The sequence below is a fragment of the Beijerinckia mobilis genome, from assembly GCF_000745425.1.
In the GTDB taxonomy this organism is placed as follows: Bacteria; Pseudomonadota; Alphaproteobacteria; order Rhizobiales; family Beijerinckiaceae; genus Beijerinckia; species Beijerinckia mobilis.
In genome coordinates, this window is the sequence record NZ_JQJH01000004.1 from 242,392 (window position 1) to 259,857 (window position 17,466).

Annotated in this window: 13 protein-coding genes; 3 read left to right on the forward strand and 10 right to left on the reverse strand. The window is 57.9% G+C overall.

Going from position 1 to position 17,466, the window contains the following annotated elements; genetic code table 11:
• Positions 1-28: 28 nt before the first annotated feature.
• On the forward strand, positions 29-283 hold the full coding sequence (locus DL88_RS06515; RefSeq protein WP_034993566.1) for a hypothetical protein: 255 nt from the start codon (positions 29-31) through the stop codon (positions 281-283).
• A gap of 79 nt (positions 284-362) precedes the next feature.
• On the opposite strand, the gene DL88_RS06520 is transcribed toward DL88_RS06515, so the two are convergent.
• From DL88_RS06520 to DL88_RS20195, 7 genes are all read right to left on the reverse strand, one after another.
• Positions 363-788, reverse strand: coding sequence for a hypothetical protein (locus DL88_RS06520; protein ID WP_034993568.1), 426 nt, complete (start codon positions 786-788; stop codon positions 363-365).
• A 185-nt stretch (positions 789-973) separates the two neighbouring features.
• Positions 974-1,459: a hypothetical protein gene (locus DL88_RS06525; RefSeq protein ID WP_034993571.1), complete on the reverse strand. Its 486-nt coding sequence runs from the start codon at positions 1,457-1,459 to the stop codon at positions 974-976.
• 244 nt (positions 1,460-1,703) lie between these two features.
• A complete protein-coding gene (clpB, locus tag DL88_RS06530) occupies positions 1,704-4,301 on the reverse strand; it encodes an ATP-dependent chaperone ClpB (RefSeq protein ID WP_034993573.1) in 2,598 nt (865 codons plus the stop codon).
• A gap of 394 nt (positions 4,302-4,695) precedes the next feature.
• A complete protein-coding gene (locus DL88_RS06535) occupies positions 4,696-5,733 on the reverse strand; it encodes a DUF4167 domain-containing protein (RefSeq protein ID WP_051955669.1) in 1,038 nt (345 codons plus the stop codon).
• Positions 5,734-7,260: 1,527 nt separating this feature from the next.
• Positions 7,261-8,187, reverse strand: a complete 927-nt coding sequence (gene prmC / locus DL88_RS06545) for a peptide chain release factor N(5)-glutamine methyltransferase (RefSeq protein WP_245270657.1) — start codon at positions 8,185-8,187, stop codon at positions 7,261-7,263.
• 31 nt (positions 8,188-8,218) lie between these two features.
• Positions 8,219-10,225, reverse strand: coding sequence for a molecular chaperone HtpG (gene htpG / locus DL88_RS06550; RefSeq protein WP_034993579.1), 2,007 nt, complete (start codon positions 10,223-10,225; stop codon positions 8,219-8,221).
• Positions 10,226-10,560: 335 nt separating this feature from the next.
• Complete coding sequence (locus DL88_RS20195; RefSeq protein ID WP_156970967.1) at positions 10,561-10,710, reverse strand: hypothetical protein; 150 nt, start codon at positions 10,708-10,710, stop codon at positions 10,561-10,563.
• Between the two features lie 297 nt (positions 10,711-11,007).
• On the opposite strand from DL88_RS20195, the gene DL88_RS06555 reads away from it, so the two are divergent.
• Both DL88_RS06555 and DL88_RS06560 read left to right on the forward strand, forming a co-directional pair.
• Positions 11,008-12,165, forward strand: coding sequence for a glycosyltransferase family 4 protein (locus DL88_RS06555; protein ID WP_034993582.1), 1,158 nt, complete (start codon positions 11,008-11,010; stop codon positions 12,163-12,165).
• A gap of 262 nt (positions 12,166-12,427) precedes the next feature.
• Positions 12,428-12,832: a DUF2794 domain-containing protein gene (locus tag DL88_RS06560; RefSeq protein ID WP_084705021.1), complete on the forward strand. Its 405-nt coding sequence runs from the start codon at positions 12,428-12,430 to the stop codon at positions 12,830-12,832.
• Between the two features lie 110 nt (positions 12,833-12,942).
• Here the strand turns inward: DL88_RS06560 and DL88_RS06565 are convergent, their stop codons facing one another.
• From DL88_RS06565 to DL88_RS06575, 3 genes are all read right to left on the reverse strand, one after another.
• Entirely contained in the window at positions 12,943-13,713 is a 771-nt protein-coding gene (locus DL88_RS06565) for a Bax inhibitor-1/YccA family protein (RefSeq protein ID WP_034993585.1), read from the reverse strand.
• A gap of 296 nt (positions 13,714-14,009) precedes the next feature.
• Complete coding sequence (locus DL88_RS06570) at positions 14,010-16,592, reverse strand: ABC transporter permease (RefSeq protein WP_034993588.1); 2,583 nt, start codon at positions 16,590-16,592, stop codon at positions 14,010-14,012.
• Positions 16,593-16,629: 37 nt separating this feature from the next.
• Positions 16,630-17,361 (reverse strand): ABC transporter ATP-binding protein, encoded by a 732-nt coding sequence (locus tag DL88_RS06575; protein ID WP_210165281.1) that lies wholly within the window; start codon positions 17,359-17,361, stop codon positions 16,630-16,632.
• Positions 17,362-17,466 lie beyond the last annotated feature (105 nt).

The following is a 17,466-nucleotide window of genomic DNA, read 5'->3' on the forward strand; positions in this document are numbered from 1 at the left end:
AACCGACATGATTGTAAGGGAAACGACAATGACCGATGAAACAGAATATCCTGACGGCTTCTTTATCGATTGGGATGGCAAGACGAGGCCAATCGCTCATCCCGGCAAGGGCCTGCGTTGCGATGTCGATAAAAAATCCAAATATGTCATGGTCATGAATAAATATGGCGGCCTCGACCATGAATCAACCTGGTATCCGACGATTGCGGATGTCGAAAAGGCCGGAATCAAGGTCGTTCATGCCGATATCTCGGCTCCGATCAAGATCACGTCGCGGGATTGATAGGTGTAACAACCGCAAGGGCAGGGGAGGGGGATCGGGAATCCGGTCCGCTCTCTGCCTCCATCCTCTTTGGTGGACGTTATTTCCGGCCCATCATCCGGTCGCGCGGGCTGATGAACGGTTCCGGATGCGGTGCGTTGAGGCGGACCAGAAATTTGGTGATGCGAACCGGCGCGCCGACGGAACAGGAGACATCGGCGAATTTCACATCCATGTCGCCGGGGCCGGCGGAAAAGTCTGCGATGGTCACGCCGTCCGGCGTCAATGCGCGGACGAATAGCGGGACGCCGACATCCTGAGCTTTGGTGCTTTCTTCAAGGATTTTGATCTGGTCGCCTTCGAAAGCGGGAGAGGCGAGATGAAATTCCGCAAGGCAACGGTTGCGTTCGACGGATTTTTCGGGAGCAGCAGGCTGTGCGCAGGAGTAAACGCGCAAGGTGGCTCCGGATAGAACACTCTTGATCTCGTCGACAGTCGCTTTCGCGTAGGCTTCGGCCAGTTTCATCTTATGATCCTCTTCACGGGTTGCTCCTCTGAAGAAGGTCACGGTCCAAAGCCTAGATCAAGAGGCACTTGATTTCAAAGGGAACGACCAATGTCGCTCCCCTCGACGAATGTAGGCGGGTCGGCTTGCCCGTTCTCTTGCCCGACGATGATCAAATCCCCGGGCAAGCCAACCAAAAGGAATGATTACGCAGTCTTGCGCGACGCGAAGTCGGCATTCCAAGCATATTCCTTTTCATGGGAAATCTGGGTGAGGTCGAACTTTTCGACCATCTTGTCGCGCGGGCTGACCGGCATCACACCGTTTTCAGCGACGCGAACCTGGAACTTGGTGATCTTGACGGGGGCGCCCTTAGAGCAGGAAACTTCCGCAAGCTTGATGTCGGAATCGCCAGGGCCCGTGCTGAAATCGCCGATCACGGCACCGTCGGGGGTGGTGGCGCGGGAGAAAAGGGGTGTACCGACGTTCTTGGCGAGAACCGGTTCCTCGGCGACGGTTGCCTGATCACCATCGATCGAGCTGATCACGCATTCGGCAAGAAGGCCGTTGCGGATGATGGGCTTATCGGCATTTTCAGGCTGCGGGCAGGAATAGATACGCAAGGTCGCGCCAGCGAGCGCTGCCTTAACCTCGTCCAGGCTCTTGTTGGCATAGGCCTCTGCGAGCTGCATGTAAGCTTCTCCTCAATGTTGCAAGTTGCATTGTGGCGAGGCAAATAACAGACCAGGACCGGGCCAGCAAGGGCAAGTAATACATAAATTTGAAGGTTAAGGTGCCCGATTTTAAGCCGGAAAAACTAGTCCTTTGCTAGCAAGAGCGTCGTTTTTCCATAGCTATTCCCATAAGTATATCGCATGAATAGGGAAAGCCGCCCTTGAGGGCGGCTTTCCCATTGTAGCTGTACTTCAAACAGGGCTATTCAGCCGCTGCCGGCATGGGCTTGTCGCCAATCACAAGACCTTCGGGGCCGGCATTGATCGCGACGGATTCGCCATCGTGGATCGTGCCCGAGAGGATGAGTTCGGCCATAGGGTCCTGGACGTTCTTCTGGATGACCCGCTTGAGCGGGCGGGCCCCATAGGCAGGATCGTAACCCTTTTCCGCGAGCCAGGTCCGTGCCTCGGGAGAGAGGACAAGCTCGATCTTGCGCTCTTCCAGCAGTTTCTCGAGCCGCTGGAACTGAATATCGACGATCTTGTCCATGTCCTCGCGGCGCAGCCGGTGGAACAGAATGATTTCGTCGATCCGGTTGAGAAATTCAGGCCGGAAGTGATTGCGCACCACCTGCATGACTTCGTTCTGGACGGCCGAGGAATCCTCGCCTTCCTTCTGCAGCACTAGGAATTCGGCGCCGAGATTCGACGTCATCACGATGAGCACATTGCGGAAATCGACCGTGCGCCCTTGGCCATCGGTCAGACGGCCATCGTCGAGGACCTGGAGCAGCACGTTGAACACATCCGGATGTGCCTTCTCGATTTCGTCGAAAAGGACAACCTGATAGGGCCGCCGCCGGACCGCCTCGGTGAGGGCGCCCCCTTCCTCATAGCCGACATAGCCGGGAGGCGCGCCGATCAGCCGTGCGACCGAATGTTTCTCCATATATTCCGACATGTCGATCCGCAGCAGCGCCGATTCGTCATCGAACAGGAACCCGGCCAGCGCTTTCGTCAATTCCGTCTTGCCGACGCCGGTCGGGCCGAGGAACATGAAGGAACCGATCGGCCGGTTGGCATCCTGCAGACCGGCGCGAGCACGCCGGACCGCGGTGGAAACTGCCTTGACGGCCTCTTCCTGGCCGACGACGCGCTTGGCGAGAAAATCTTCCATATTGAGAAGTTTCTCGCGTTCACCCTCGAGCATTTTGTCGACCGGCACGCCCGTCCAGCGGGAGACGACCTGCGCGACATGATCAGCGGTGACGGCTTCCTCGACGAGGACTTCACCCCGTTTCTCCTGGATTTCCGCAAGCTGCTGTTCGAGCCCGGGAATGACGCCATAGGTCAATTCACCGGCGCGCTGGAATTCGCCGCGGCGTTGCGCCTGGGAGAGTTCATTGCGGGCGGCGTCGAGCTGTTCCTTGAGCTTCTGCTCGGAGCCCAATTTGTCCTTTTCGGCATGCCAGCGCGTGTTGAGCACGTCGGCGCGCTCCTGCAGCCCAGCGAGTTCCGATTCGAGCCGGATCAGGCGGTCTTTCGAGGCGCTATCATTCTCTTTCTTCAGGGCTTCCTGCTCGATCTTGAGCTGGATGATGCGCCGATCGAGTTCATCGAGTTCCTCGGGCTTGGAATCGACCTGCATGCGCAGACGCGAGCCCGCTTCGTCGATCAGGTCGATCGCTTTGTCCGGAAGGAAACGGTCGGTGATATAACGATTGGACAAGGTCGCGGCGGCGACGATGGCCGCATCGGTAATGCGGACACCGTGATGGACTTCGTATTTTTCCTTCAGGCCGCGGAGGATCGAAATCGTATCGGCCACGGTTGGCTCGGACACGAAAATCGGCTGGAAACGCCGGGCGAGCGCCGGATCCTTTTCCACATGCTTGCGATATTCGTCGAGCGTCGTTGCGCCGACGCAATGCAATTCGCCGCGCGCCAAAGCTGGTTTCAGGAGGTTCGATGCGTCCATGGCGCCATCGGTCTTGCCGGCGCCAACCAAAGTGTGCATCTCGTCGATGAACAGGATGATGCCGCCTTCGGCTGCGGTGACTTCGCCGAGAATCGACTTCAGGCGTTCCTCGAATTCGCCGCGATATTTCGCGCCGGCGATCAGCGAGCCCATATCGAGGGCGAGCAGGCGCTTGTCGCGCAGGCTCTCGGGGACGTCGCCATTGACAATGCGTAGGGCGAGACCTTCGACGATGGCAGTCTTGCCGACGCCCGGCTCACCAATCAGGACCGGATTGTTCTTGGTGCGGCGGGAAAGCACCTGAACCGTGCGGCGGATTTCCTCATCGCGTCCGATGACAGGGTCCAGCGCTCCCGAACGGGCGGCTTCGGTCAGATCACGGGCATATTTCTTCAAGGCGTCATAGGCATTTTCCGCCGTCGCGCTATCGGCGGTGCGGCCCTTGCGCAGAGCTTCGATCGCTGCGCCAAGGCTCTGCGGCGTGACGCCAGCCTTTTCGAGAATCTTGCCGGCTTCGGCGCTCTTTTCCATCGCGAGGGCGAGCAGAAGCCGTTCGACCGTCACAAAAGAATCACCAGCCTTCTGGGCGATTTTCTCCGCATTCTCGAAGACGCGCGCAGTGGTCGGCGCCAGATAAACCTGGCCCGCGCCGGAACCTTGGACTTTTGGCAGTTTGGCCAACGCCAGTTCGGTCTGCGTCAGCGCATCGCGTGAACGACCGCCCGCCCTGTCGATCAGGCCGGCAGCGAGGCCTTCCGGATCGTCGAGCAGCACCTTCAGGAGATGTTCGGGAGTAAATTGCTGGTGATTTTCACGCTGCGCCAGAGATTGCGCGCTCTGAATGAAACCACGGGTACGGTCGGTATATTTCTCGAAATTCATATTTATCCTCCAGCGCCATGAAAGATCCCGCAGCGATTATTCATGACGAACTAGACCTTGGTCCCTTACGGCAACCGTTGAGGGCCATGTAGGGAGCAGCTCACCTCTCGCCAAGTGGCGGAAAGCCGCGGCTGAAATATTTTCGCTTTAAAGAGGTATTTTATACCAAAGGGCGTTGAGCCTGACTCATCGCCCTTTGGTCCTCGCGACTCAAAGACGCTGAAATCATTTCAATTTTATGAGCCGTCCAGCAGGCGAAAAAGAAAACCCCGCCATTCGGCGGGGTTTCGCATAGCCGGGCAGGAAGACTGTCTTGAGACAGGGCTGCTGCCTATAGAACCTTTCCAAGTGGGGCACGTTCGGAAACATCCGAACATGCTCCAGATTTTCGATATCAATCGCTAACAGGGTCGGGGGCGTTCGCCTTGTCACTGGCGTAACCACGTTCCGCTGCCATTTCCGCCTTGGTGCGACGGCGGCGGCGCGGACGCAGATGAAACCCTGTGACTTCTTCGCTGCTATCCGCCGGAGAGCTGGCAAGGCCGGGAAGTGTATCCATGGCCTGATCCAGGCCCCGTTCCGGCTGCCGCGATTCTACCTGCCGATGCTCAGGCTGCCGATGTTCGGGTTGCAGACGGACCGGCGCGGTGATGAAGGCTGGAAGCGTGCCTTGCCCATCGGTGACCTCTGTCGGTACGGCCTCTTCCCGCTGCGCGAATCGCTCATTGCGCGCATTATCACCATAATAGTCACGCTGGTTGCGGCCACCGCGGCCACCGCGGTTTGTCTGTTCGCGCTGCGGACGGTCTTCACCGGCATTGCGCTCATCATTATGGCGCTCCCGCCGCTCCTGGAAGGAGCGTTCCTGGAACGAGCGGTCCTGAAAAGAGCGCTCCTGTCTCGCTTCCTGCCGGTGTTCCTGTCGATTGTCTTGCCGATTGTCTTGCCGCGGGCCGCGTTCGTGCCTCTCGCGCTCATTCCTCTCATAAGGCTGCCGTTCGCCATTGCTGCCGTAGAAGGAACGCTCCGCCGTATAGGGTTGGGCGCTGGCATGATGGCCCGTCGCGATCTGCGGTTGCGCCGATGGAAAACGTTCGAGGGGCGAAGCGAAACGATCCGGCACGCCGCCGAAATCATCCTCATCCTCATCCGTTTCGTCGATCTCATTATCCGCATTCGTGCGCTGGTAGCCGGTGGCCGCCTGTTGCTGGGCCAATTGCGCGGCAGCGATCAGACGAAAATAATGTTCGGCATGCTGGAGATAGCTTTCCGCCATGACCGGATCGCCGGCGGATTGCGCATCACGCGCCAGTTGCAGGTATTTCTCGCCTATATGATGAGCCGTGCCGCGAATTTTCACATCGGGTCCGTTCGACTCGTAGGAACGGGTGAGGGGATTGGGGCCCTTCCGGTTGTTCGGACGACCGCGCATGCGTTTATTCTGACCTGGTCTCATCGATGATCCTTGACTGGCATCGTAATCGCAACCTTTCAGCAGTGCTCCCGCTCTCTCTACCCTTCTCCGCTCGTGCCTTCGATAAGGACCCGGGCGGGGAATTGAGACGCGGCGGGCGTGTTCCACGCCGAGTTAAATGCTGGTTTTCGCCGAGGACGCCGGAACGTCCGCTTTGGCTCATCTTTAAGTAAGAAAATCAATGGGATGACATCATGTGTGATAAACACGCATAGAGACTGTCCCAAAGTACCTTCCTTCAGGATTGACTCCTGTATTATTCGAGTTTGTTGAAAACATTTTCTTTTGTCGTCTTGGAGCAGCACCGGGACAGCCGGCCTTGCTCTGAAGCATCAAACCGAAAAGGACCAGTCTTTCTGGCCATTTGGGCGCGTTTCAAAATCAAAGAGCATCGCTCTCGAGTTTGAGGAAGCAAATGGTGTTCATGCGCCCTTCCAATGCGCCTTTCGGTTGAACGGCATCGCTACGCGATCCTGGCCATCGTCTTGCGCATCTTTCTCTGCGGAGAATCGCTTCGCGATATCAAGGCATGAAAATACGCTACAATTTTCACACGGAGCGTTTCGGAAACTTCCCTAATGCTCCGGCTTGCCATGATCGCCCCGCCGATGATGGCGCTGGCCATGACAGACCTATTATCCTAGAGGGATCCGGCCTCACACGAAGGTTGCGTACTCGCCATAGCTTTGTTCCGCCGACAGTATTGCCAGCCAGAGAGAAGCATTGATTGTTTCAGCTCTCCTGAAAACATCCGTCAAAGTTCTGGGTGGACTGCCTGGGAACGCCTCGATCGAATCGCCAAACGTTCGAGTTCAATCTCTTCGCGATGCCGTTCCCAATTCTCTTCCTGTGATTCCCGCTCTTGTCTGTCCTGAGGGGGTGGATAGGGACCTGCCCAGCCGTTTTCAGAAATCACTCCGCTTTGAAACTTTTGCGCAAATCCAATTCGCTCGAACCGCATTAGCCGGAGCTAAAGAGGGTCCTCGTCCCCCGTGATTTGGCTTCGGAAGGCCGGCCTTGAAACGAATGTCGATCCTTTCGAGAGCGAACGGAGTTTAGCGCATGAAAAAAGAAGTCTTCATCACTCCGATGGAGGAAGCACATCTGGTTCGGCATCGCTAAGCGATCGGCTTGAGATGCAACCTGCTTTAACGACGAAAGCTTTTACCAAAATGGCGGTGGCTACCTCTACCGTTTGTGGAGATCATTCAATATCCGTACCAGAATTGCTGCGGTCAAGCTGAATTCCGAGTTACGTTGAGTACTCTCGACACTGATTACGGTAGAATATTGATCTCAAGCCGTTCCTTGGGGAAGGAAGCTAACTCTTTTCGGGGAAAACGCCAAGACCCTAATCGAGAATTTCTCACGCTCGCCGCAGTCGAAGATTTTCCTGATACGGATCGTCCAGATCCCCCAAGCCATCCCTTTAGGCGTCGAGTTCGCGTCCAATAGGAGCTCAATGAGCGTTCTCAATTGGAGCTCTCAGTTGGTGCTCCCAAGGGGGCGAGCAAGCACGACACGTTCGTGGCCGCCCAAATCAACTCCAACTGTGCCGGGCGTGAAGCCTGTCTGACGAAGAAGGTTCCGCAATTCCGGCATCTGGCCGGCGCCACATTCAAGCGCGATCAGTCCATTTTGAGCCAGAAGCGCGGGCAGCATTGGCAGCAGGGCCTGGTAGGCCGCAAAACCAATCCCGCCGCCATCAAGTGCCAGATGGGGATCGTGCAGGCGGACTTCCAGATCGAGCGTGCCGATTTCCTCCCGCGGAATATAGGGTGGATTGGAAACGATGAGATCGAATCGACCCTTGAGCGCGCTGCCCCAATCACCGCAAACAACGACGCTGCGGGAGCCGAAGCCAAGCCGGGTGAGATTGTCCGAGGCAATGACGCAGGCCATTGGCGAAAGATCAATGCCAATCCCGAAAGCCTCTGGCCATTCCTTTAGAAAGGCGGCGAGAATTGCCCCTGAACCGGTGCCGAAATCGAGAATCGTCGTGGGCCGTTGCCCGCTAGCCGCGACATCCTTCAATACGGTCTCGATCAGGGTTTCGGTGTCGGCGCGTGGATCGAGCACCGCCGGGCTGATCTGGAAATCGAGGCTCCAGAATTCGCGGTGGCCGAGAATGCGGGAAACCGGTTCATACGCCAGCCGGCGCAGGCAGAATTCGGCAAGCCGTCCGGCATCAGTGCCGAGCAGCCGATCTGGATCGCGTACGAGCGCCGCATGGTCGATGCCGAGCGCGCCACAGAGCAGCAGCCGCGCATCGAGGCCAGGAGTGGCGAGGCCCGCCTGGGTAAACAGGTTTGTCAGATGGCGCTGCGCCACGTCACGGCGCCACAAGGCTGCCCCTTCAAAACCCGGGGTGTTTGCCGGGAAAGAGGCGCCCGTATAGGCGCCTCTTTCCAATTTTGTTCTATCCTCTTGCATTTTCGCTTGCTCACACACCTGCTTTTTCGGCGGATTTGGCCGCCTTGAGCAGGATGCGGGTCAGGCGGCTCGCGAAATGCGGCGCATCGGCGGGCTGCTCTCCCTCCATCAGGCGCGCTTCATCGAAAAGAAGCCAGATGATGTCTTCAAGCTTCTCCTTGTCGGGACTCGCCAGGTCAGCATTCAATGCCTCGATCAGAGGATGAGCCGGGTTGACCTCGAAGATCGGTTTGGCGGCCTTGCCGAGGTGACCGTGTTCCGCCAGCATGCGCTCGACATGCCTGTCGGGGCCGAAATCGGAAGCAACGAGACAGGCCGGGCTTTCCGACAGGCGGTCGGAAGTGCGCACGTCCTCGACGTTCTCGCCGAGCGTCTGTTTCATGAAGGCGAAGAGCGCGGCGAGGCCGCCGGCATCCGCTGCGGCGGATCTATCCTCTTCACCTTCCGCGAGCGGTACGTTCTTGATATCCGCGGCACCCTGGGTGACCGATTTGAACGGCTTGCCGTCGAAGCCGACCGCCGTAGAGACCCAGAAGGCGTCGATATGGTCGGCAAGCAGCAGCACTTCGATCCCCCGCTTGCGGAAGCCTTCGAGTTGCGGGCTGGCGGCGAGCCGCTTCAGATCATCGCCAAGAAGATAATAAATCGCCGTCTGGTTTTCGCGCAGATTGGCGGCATAATCCTTCAATGCGCGTCCGCCATCGGTATGCGTCGAGGTGGCGAAGCGCGCGATCTTGAACAGGCCGTCGCGCCGCTCGGCGTCCTCGTACAGGCCTTCCTTGATGACGCTGCCGAAATGCTCCCAGATGGTGGCGAATTTTTCCGGCTCGTTTTCCGAGAGTTTCGTCAGTTCCTGAAGGATGCGGTTGGTGACGCCCTTCTTGATCGCCGCGAAGACTGGGCTTTCCTGAATCATCTCGCGCGAAACATTCAGCGGCAGATCGTTCGAATCGACGACCAGGCGGACGAAACGCAGCCAATGCGGCACAAGTTCGGCGTCCTGGGTGATGAGAACGCGGCGGACGTAAAGCCGTCCGCGCCCCTTGCGCGCGGGATCGAAAAGATCGAACGGCCGCAAGCTCGGGATGAAGGCGAGCACCGTATATTCATGGCGTCCTTCGGCCCGCCAGTGAATCGTCAGTGCGGGCTCATCGAACTGGCCGGCGACGTCGCGATAGAATTCCGTATATTGTTCAGGCGTGATAGCGCTTTTGGGCTTGGTCCATAGCGCGGCGCCATCGGTCAGGCGGCGTGTTTCCTCGCCCTTATTCTCTCCAGCCTTCTCGCCTTCTTCGGTTCCCTCTTCAGGCTTGGCTGGTTCGATGATTTCGATCGGCACGGCGAGGGCGCTTGAATGTTCCCGTACGATGCGTTCGATTTCATAAGGTTCGAGATAGTTTTGCGATGCATCGTTGATATGCAGGGTGACGCGCGTACCGGGGGCCGGCGCGTCCTCGAGCGGGACCGGCACGATGGTAAAGGTGCCCTTGCCGTCGGAGCTCCAGTTGAATGCCTGATCAGAACCAGCACGGCGGCTCGTGACATCGACTTTGTCGGCGACCATGAAGGCGGAATAAAAGCCGATGCCGAACTGGCCGATCAGATCGCTCGCAGGGCCGGTCTTCTGCGGCCTATCTGCCTCGGCCTCCCTTTCGGCCTCTTCCTGGACCTCAGCGGTCAGGGTGTCGAGGAAGGCCTTTGTTCCCGAGCGGGCGATCGTGCCGAGCGAATCCGCGAGATCCTCACGCGTCATGCCGATGCCATTGTCTTCGATCGTCAGCCGGCGATTTTCCTTGTCGGCCTTGATCTTGATCGCGAAGGGAGCGGGCGCGCGTTCGGGATGAGCTATGGCCTCATAGCGCAATTTCTCGCAGGCATCGGCGCCGTTCGAAAGTAATTCACGTAAAAATATATCACGGTCGGAATAGATGGAATGCACCATAAGATGCAAGAGCCTGGCGACATCGGCCTGGAACGCTTGCGATTCTCCAGACTTGTGCTCTGCCGCTTCGGTCATGGTCCGCTATCTCCTTTAAATAACACAATATGCAAATATGGCATTGACCAAGTTGGCACCGATCATGCGATGATGCGTGAAAGGATCGTCAGTGCCATGGACGAGTTCCGCCGCACGAAGCGACATATTGCGCAAAGTCCATGGATTCAAGGCTACAGCGTTTTGGATCTATCCGGAAACGCTCCAGTCAAAAAACAAGAGTATTTTCAAGGCTATGGAATCGCGAAGTGATTCAACCTTATCGGAAAATGCTCTAGCGCCTCTTCGGCTCGCTCCGAAACATCCTGTCGAGCAAAAGGAGTGCTTTTTCAAGATGTTTAAACCGCGAAGCGGTTTTAGCAGATTGAAATATGCTCTAAACAGCCTTGTGTGAAAAAACCAAGACTGATCTTGGTTTTTTCTTGTGCGCCATCAATGCAGCCGAGAACCTTGATGAAATCAGAATTTAAAGAAAGTTGCTTCTCATAAATCTCGAACTGCGCCATTTACTCGATTGATTCCTTTGGAGATATATCCTCGCAAGGCAGGCCGCGTGTGGGCGGAATCTCCTCGATCTTGACCGCTATGATAAGACATTGAAGCAGCGCCGCATATTCCACCGGCCGGCATATCGCTGGCGCCATAAGGTGGCCGCCAAAATGCGGGAATGTGTTGCGAGAGACCCCTTACGGCGGGGAATAATGTTCAACTAAGCAAGACAACAGGTTCGTTTCGTAACACACTGATTCATCAACCATAAGGCGTTTTGGTACCTGCCAAAGCGATGCGACAGGACAAGCGAATTGCGTATTCTCATTTCGATCCATCACGAGCTCGACCGGAATGCGGGAGCGCCCGGAGCGACCTGGCGCCTTTCCGAAGCCTATCGCGCGCTAGGCCATGATGTCGATCTCCTGTGTTTCGACGATATGACTGGCTCGGAAGGAACGAAACGATACCGTTTTCCGTGGTTCATCGCGTCGGAAATCGCGAGGCGCCCTGCCTATGATGTCTATGATCTTTCTTCGGGTGATGGATGGATTGTCGAAGCGTTGCGGCGGATGATCCTGCATGAACGCCCGGGCCAAAGCTCGCTCGTCGTCGCGCGCAGCCATGGTCTTGAACATGTCGTGCATGAAAGTCTGGTCGAAGATGCCCGTCAGACAGGTCAGAAATTGTCCTGGAAATATCCGATCTACAACGGCGGTTTCCGTTTGTGGGAATGCCGGCAATCCTTCAGGAATGCGGACCTTTCCCTTTTCCTCAACCAGTTCGATATTGATTACGCTGTCGAGAAACTGAAGGTTCCGCGCGAACGCACGGCGCTGGTGATCAATGGCGTCGATGATCCATTCATTCGGCGCGCACGAGAACTCGTGGCTGAGGGGAATATGGATCGTCCCCCCGTTGGCCCGAGACATGTTGCCTTTATCGGAACCTATATCGATCGCAAGGGCATTCGTTTTTTGCGTGATGCCATGGTTTCCGTGATGACGCGCTATAGCGATGCAACCCTTGGCTTTTTCGGCACCGGTGTCGATGATCAGACTATTCTCGATGATTATCCCGAGGCGCTCCGGGAGCGGATCAAGATCACGCGCCGTTACAACAATCAGCAATTGCCGCAACTCCTGAAAGATTACCATATTCAGGCTTTTCCGTCGCTCACGGAAGGTTTTCCTCTGTCGCCGATCGAGGCGATGTCCTGCGGTCTCGTCCCCATCATTTCCGATATTCCCGGACCGACAGGCATTGTCGCGCAGGAAAAGAATGGATTGGTCGTGCCTCGCGCCGACACCGAAAGCCTCATCGCCGCGATAACGCGATTGATGGATCATCCCGACCTCTGGACGCGACTGCGCGCGACGGGCCTTGCCGGAATCGGCAAATTTGCCTGGAAAACCATCGCCGTGGATACGCTCAAACTTTATGAGCAATTTCTCCACGACCGATCGCGATGAGGGAAAGCCGTCGCGATCAACGCGCTTTGGGGCGATGCGAATTGGCCCTTGGCCTGGAATTGGCTTTGGACTAGCATCTTATTTTTCAAGGCGATTTCGCTCGAAGAGGCTTGGGCAGGAGGCTGAGAGTGCTTTCGATCCTGATGGATCGTTTCGCATTCCAGCTTGTTGAAAATGCTGCGAGTTTCTTGGTGGAGCGGTTCCAGATCCATCGGAAACGCTCTAACTTGGGCCGAGAATGCAGGACAGGCCGATGAACGATATGTCGGAGGGCGACGATAAGCAGCCGCTTGGCCTCAACCGGCCAAAATCTTCCGCCAGGCTAACTGGTGTCCCTTCCGATCCCGCCGGGCAGGCAAATGCGGCTGAGATCGTTTCCTTCGATCGCAATGAATTGCGGGAGATTCTCAATCTTTACGGCCGCAAGGTGGCCGAGGGCGAGTGGCGCGATTACGCCCTTGATTTGATGCCGCAAAAGGCGGTTTTCTCGATTTTCCGCCGTGCCTCTGAAATGCCTCTCTACCGTATCGAGAAAAATCCAAAGCTTGCGCGAAAGCAGGGTGCCTTCAGCGTGATCACGCAGACGGGCCTCATCCTGAAGCGCGGCCATGAATTGAAGCGGGTGATCGATGTTCTCGACAGGAAGCTGAAACTGGTCTCGGGATGAATGCGCCTTCGTCGCTGACACCGGGAATTCACGAGAGTTTGTTGCGGTAAGCATCAATGAAAAAAGGCCCCGGTGAGGGGCCTTTCATTTTTCGGATTTGCGCCGGAGGATTAGTCGTTGCGCGTGCCGGTCAACATCAGCAGCGACTGGAAGATGTTGATGAAATCGAGATAGAGCATCAAAGCGCCATTGACCGATTTCTTGGTCGCGACTTCATAGCCGTCGCTTTCATAATACATCGACTTGATCGCCTGTGTGTCCCAGGCGGTGAGGCCGGAGAAGATCAGCACCGAGAGGATCGACAGGCCGAACTGGAAGGCGGTGCTCTGGACGAACAGGTTGACGAGGCTGGCGATGATGAGGCCGATCAGGCCCATGACCAGGAACGAACCGATCGGCGAGAGATCCCGCTTCGTGGTGTAGCCATAAAGGCTGAGGCCGCCGAAGGCCGCCGCCGTGATGAAGAAGGCCCGCGCGACCGAGGTGCCGGTGAATACCAGCAGCAGAGTCGAAAGCGACAGACCCATTGTCGCGGCAAAGGCGAAGAACAGCGTCCGCGCGGTCGAGGCCGCCATCTGTTCTATGCGGAAAGAGAAGAACAGGACGAAGCCGAGCGGCGCCAGCATGACGAGCCATTTCAGCGGTGTCGTGTAAAGGGCCTGACCGAAGGGCGTGAGGCCAATGATATGGCCGCTTGCGTCATGGACCACCGCCAGCATGTTCGCGCCGAGCGCGACAAGACCGGTGAGGGCAAGACCAATGACCATATTGTTGTAGACGCCCAGCATATAGGCGCGCAGACCCTGATCGATTGTGGTGCGACCGGCCCCTGCCAGACCCTGCCCCCAGCGGGCGCTAACGTTGCGGTCGAAATCAGACATGATTTCCTCAAAAGTTGACGAGGTTGGAGCGTCAAACCCTTTTTGCGTCGACGCCAGACCGAAACCAGAAGCATGGAGCCCAATATTTCATGCGCATCATGCCCGGTGCCATCGATCATTTACCTCTATGGCTCTATATCAGAGATAATATGGCGCAAACCCTCATGGAGACAAGTACCCGCTCCATGAACTCTCCTTAACCTTGGCATGATGTTACCGGCGGAGAAACCGTCGGGCATGTTTCGGGTTTCGCACGCATTCGCCAAAGCCTTGCGGGGGCAGGAGAATGCACGCCGTCAAAGATCGCGTAGATAGGGGGCAGGCTTCTGGCCAAGAACGCGCCACGTTCCGATCAATCCCAGAATGATGGTGAGCACTAGCGCTCCGAAGGCGGCAGCAAGCGCCTGAGGCCAGAGCCAGACGAACGAAAGATGCATGAGTCGCGTCGTGATCAGCGAAGCGGCGAAGCCGCCCGCGACAACGCCAAAAAGGGCCGTCAGCAAACCGATCACGCCATATTCCAACAGCAATATGGCAAGCAGTGTCTGACGCGTTGCGCCGAGCACTTTCAGGATGACGGCATCGCGTAGCCGCGCCTGGTGTCCTGCGGCCAAAGCACCTGAAAGGACGAGGACGGAGGAGAGAAGCGCAATGCCCGACAGGCCGCGAATGGCCAGCGCCAACTGCGACACGGCATTGCTGATCGCGTCGAGCGCCTCCTTCACCCGCAGGCTGGTCACGTTCGGAAAGTGTGCCGCCGCCTGGCGGGCGATTTCGGCGGCTGCGGGATCGTCGGGGCCGCCGGGCAGCGTCAGGGTCGCGAGTTCCGAAATCGGCGCGCCGGCGAAGCTCGAGGGAGAAAAGACCAGCACGAAATTGATGCCGAAACTTTGCCAGTTCACCCGCCGCAGATTGGCGATTCGTGCCTCGATTTCGCGCCCGAGCACATTGACGGTCAGGATATCGCCGACCTTCAGTCCCAATCCATGAGCAACCTCGGTTTCCATCGAGACAAGTGGCGGCCCCTTGTAATCCTGGGGCCACCATTGCCCTTCGGAGAGCGTGGAGCCTTGCGGCAGCGTCTCGGAGAATGTGATGCCGCGATCGCCCTGCAGCGCCCAGGCCGCTTCCGGCGCCGGGGTGACACTTTCGGCCGGCCGGCCAGCGAGAGCGATGATTCTGCCCCGCAGCATGGGAACGAGTTCAATATCTCCTTCGGGAGCGCGTTGTTCGAGGAATTCTATGAAGGACGGGACTTCGGCGCTCTGCACATTGATGAAGAAGAGGCTCGGCGTCTTCTGCCGCAACCCATAGTCCAGTACATTATGCAGATTGCCGTCGATGAGGGTTAAAGCGACGAGCAGCGCCAGCCCGAGGCCGAGAGAGAGCACGATGGAAGGGGTCGGTGCACCGGGCCGGCCGATATTGGCGAGCGCCAGCCGTTGCACGAGATAGGGCGCATGGTGGATTCTTCTCGTGCTCCACATGATGAGGAAGGCGACGGCCCGCAACAGAAGGAAGGAGCCGATAACCGCAACGGTAAACAGCAAGGTCACGCGCCGGTCGATGGAAAAGCCGAACAACATTGCAAAGAGCAGGAGACCCGTGAGCGCGGTCAGGGCGAGATAAACCGGTCTTGGCCGGGCAGGCAGCGGATCGATTGTTTCCCTGAACAGAGCCGCCACCGGTATGTCATGCGCTCGCCCGAGCGGCGCGAGCGAGAAAAGAAGCGCCGTCAAAAGGCCATAGAGGGCGCCGCTGACAATGGTGCCGGGATAAAAGCCGGCTTCGGCCGGGAAGGGCAGTACGGCCGAAAAGAGCGGCAGGAGGAAGGGCAGGGCCGTGCCGATCAGGGCTCCGATAGCAATGCCAATCAAAGTGATCAGCATGACTTCCGTCAGCATGAGCAGGAAGACGGCGGAACCCGGAGCCCCGAGTGCCTTCAAAGTGGCGATCACCGGTTTTTTGCGGGCGATGAAGGCATGGATCGCATTGGCGACACCGACCCCGCCAATCAGCAGCGAGGTGAGTCCGACGAGCGTGAGGAATTGCGTGAACCGCTCAAGGTTCCGGTTGAATTGTGGGGAGATGTTCTCGCGCGTGCGAATTTCCCAGCCGACACGCGGAAAATGCTCCTTGGCGTCGGTGACGAAACGATTGAGCTCCTCGGCAGAGGCGAGGGAGGCGGGATTCCCCGGGGCGGCAGGAAGAATGATGCGATAAAACCAATGGACCAGTGCGCCGGGAGCGAGCAGGGAAGTGGACCGCAACGCGGCTTCGCTCATGAGGACACGCGGGCCGAAGCCGAGACCGCCGGTGAGACGATCAGGTTCGCGCGTCAGCGTCGCACGCAGAACGAAGGTTCGATCGCCGATTTGAACAATGTCTCCGGTCTTGAGGCCGAGCCGCGTCAGGAGCTCCGGATCCGCGGCTATGCCGAAGGCTCCGTCGCGATTCTCCAGAATCTCGGACAAGGGTTGCGCGGGATTGAGCGAAACCGTGCCCGTGAGCGGATAGGCATTATCGACGGCCTTGATCTCGATGAGTAGAGCCTCGCCGGAATCGTTGCGGGCCATCGCGCGCAAAGTCGCGATCCGGGACAGTCTTCCGTGGCTGCGTAGAAAGTTTTCTTCCACTGCTCCCAGCTCATGCTGGACTGTCTCGAAGGTGGCATCCCCGCCAAGAATGATGCGCCCCTGCGCTGCGAGACCAGCTTCGAGCGCTCGCGACAAAGCCGAAACGCCGGTGATGGCGCCGACCCCCAAAGCGATACAGGTGAGGAAGATTCCAAACCCGCGAAGGCCACCGCGCAAATCACGCAGAGCGAGCCGCAGCAGGAGCCTGTATCCGTGCGCCGGCCGGGAAAGAGACAGGAACATTATGAGGCCTTAGGCTCGACCGATGGGAAAGTAAGGATCAATGCGGCGCCGTGGCGGAGGTCACGGCAGTGGTGGTGGCGTCGGTTTCGATTTCTCCCGAGCGTAGTGGAATCTTCCGGTCGCAGCGCTCGGCAAGGGCGAGATCATGAGTGACGAGGACCAGGGTCGCGCCCCTTTCGCGCCGCAGCGCGAACATCAGATCGATGATTTCGGTGCCCGTCGCACCATCGAGATTGCCGGTGGGTTCGTCTGCGATGAGAATGGACGGGGCCGGCGCCAGAGCGCGGGCAAGCGCGACGCGCTGCTGTTCACCGCCTGATAATTGCGCCGGATAATGATCGCGCCGGTGTGCGAGGCCGACGGCGGCGAGTTCGGCGGCAGCCTGTTCAAAGGGCCGTGGCCGCCCCGCGAGTTCGAGCGGAATTGCGACATTTTCAAGCGCGGTCATGGTCGGAATGAGGTGGAAGCTTTGAAACACGATGCCGATTTTCTCGCCGCGGAAACGGGCGAGCCTATCCTCATCCAAAGTCGCGAGCGCCTGTCCGTCGATTTTGAGGTCTCCGCGATCTGGACGTTCCAGCCCAGCCATGACCATCAGCAAGGTGGATTTGCCGGAGCCTGATGGCCCGACGAGGCCGATGGTCTCCCCCTGAGCGATCTGCAGGCTGATTCCCTTCAGAATATGGACGCGGGCCGCTCCCTGGCCCAGGCTCAGATGCACGTTGTGAAGTTCGATGGCGGCCGGCCCTGTCTTTTTGGCCTGTTGCATCAATGGTGCGTCCACGGCAACCTCATCGTCATTGGAACAAACTGTTTCAGCAATTATTTCGGGATCATCACTTCGGGATCTTCCCCCTGCAAGCGTTCCGGGGCT

Excerpts from the sequence above, each read along its gene's own strand:
- DL88_RS06560 (WP_084705021.1), top strand. The coding sequence starts at position 12,428 with ATGTCGGAGGGCGACGATAAGCAGCCGCTTGGCCTCAACCGGCCAAAA.
- DL88_RS06570 (WP_034993588.1), bottom strand. The coding sequence starts at position 16,592 with ATGTTCCTGTCTCTTTCCCGGCCGGCGCACGGATACAGGCTCCTGCTG.
- DL88_RS06515 (WP_034993566.1), top strand. The coding sequence starts at position 29 with ATGACCGATGAAACAGAATATCCTGACGGCTTCTTTATCGATTGGGAT.
- htpG (WP_034993579.1), bottom strand. The coding sequence starts at position 10,225 with ATGACCGAAGCGGCAGAGCACAAGTCTGGAGAATCGCAAGCGTTCCAG.
- DL88_RS06535 (WP_051955669.1), bottom strand. The coding sequence starts at position 5,733 with ATGCGCGGTCGTCCGAACAACCGGAAGGGCCCCAATCCCCTCACCCGT.
- DL88_RS06565 (WP_034993585.1), bottom strand. The coding sequence starts at position 13,713 with ATGTCTGATTTCGACCGCAACGTTAGCGCCCGCTGGGGGCAGGGTCTG.
- DL88_RS06525 (WP_034993571.1), bottom strand. The coding sequence starts at position 1,459 with ATGCAGCTCGCAGAGGCCTATGCCAACAAGAGCCTGGACGAGGTTAAG.
- DL88_RS20195 (WP_156970967.1), bottom strand. The coding sequence starts at position 10,710 with ATGGCGCAGTTCGAGATTTATGAGAAGCAACTTTCTTTAAATTCTGAT.
- DL88_RS06520 (WP_034993568.1), bottom strand. The coding sequence starts at position 788 with ATGAAACTGGCCGAAGCCTACGCGAAAGCGACTGTCGACGAGATCAAG.
- DL88_RS06575 (WP_210165281.1), bottom strand. The coding sequence starts at position 17,361 with ATGCAACAGGCCAAAAAGACAGGGCCGGCCGCCATCGAACTTCACAAC.
- clpB (WP_034993573.1), bottom strand. The coding sequence starts at position 4,301 with ATGAATTTCGAGAAATATACCGACCGTACCCGTGGTTTCATTCAGAGC.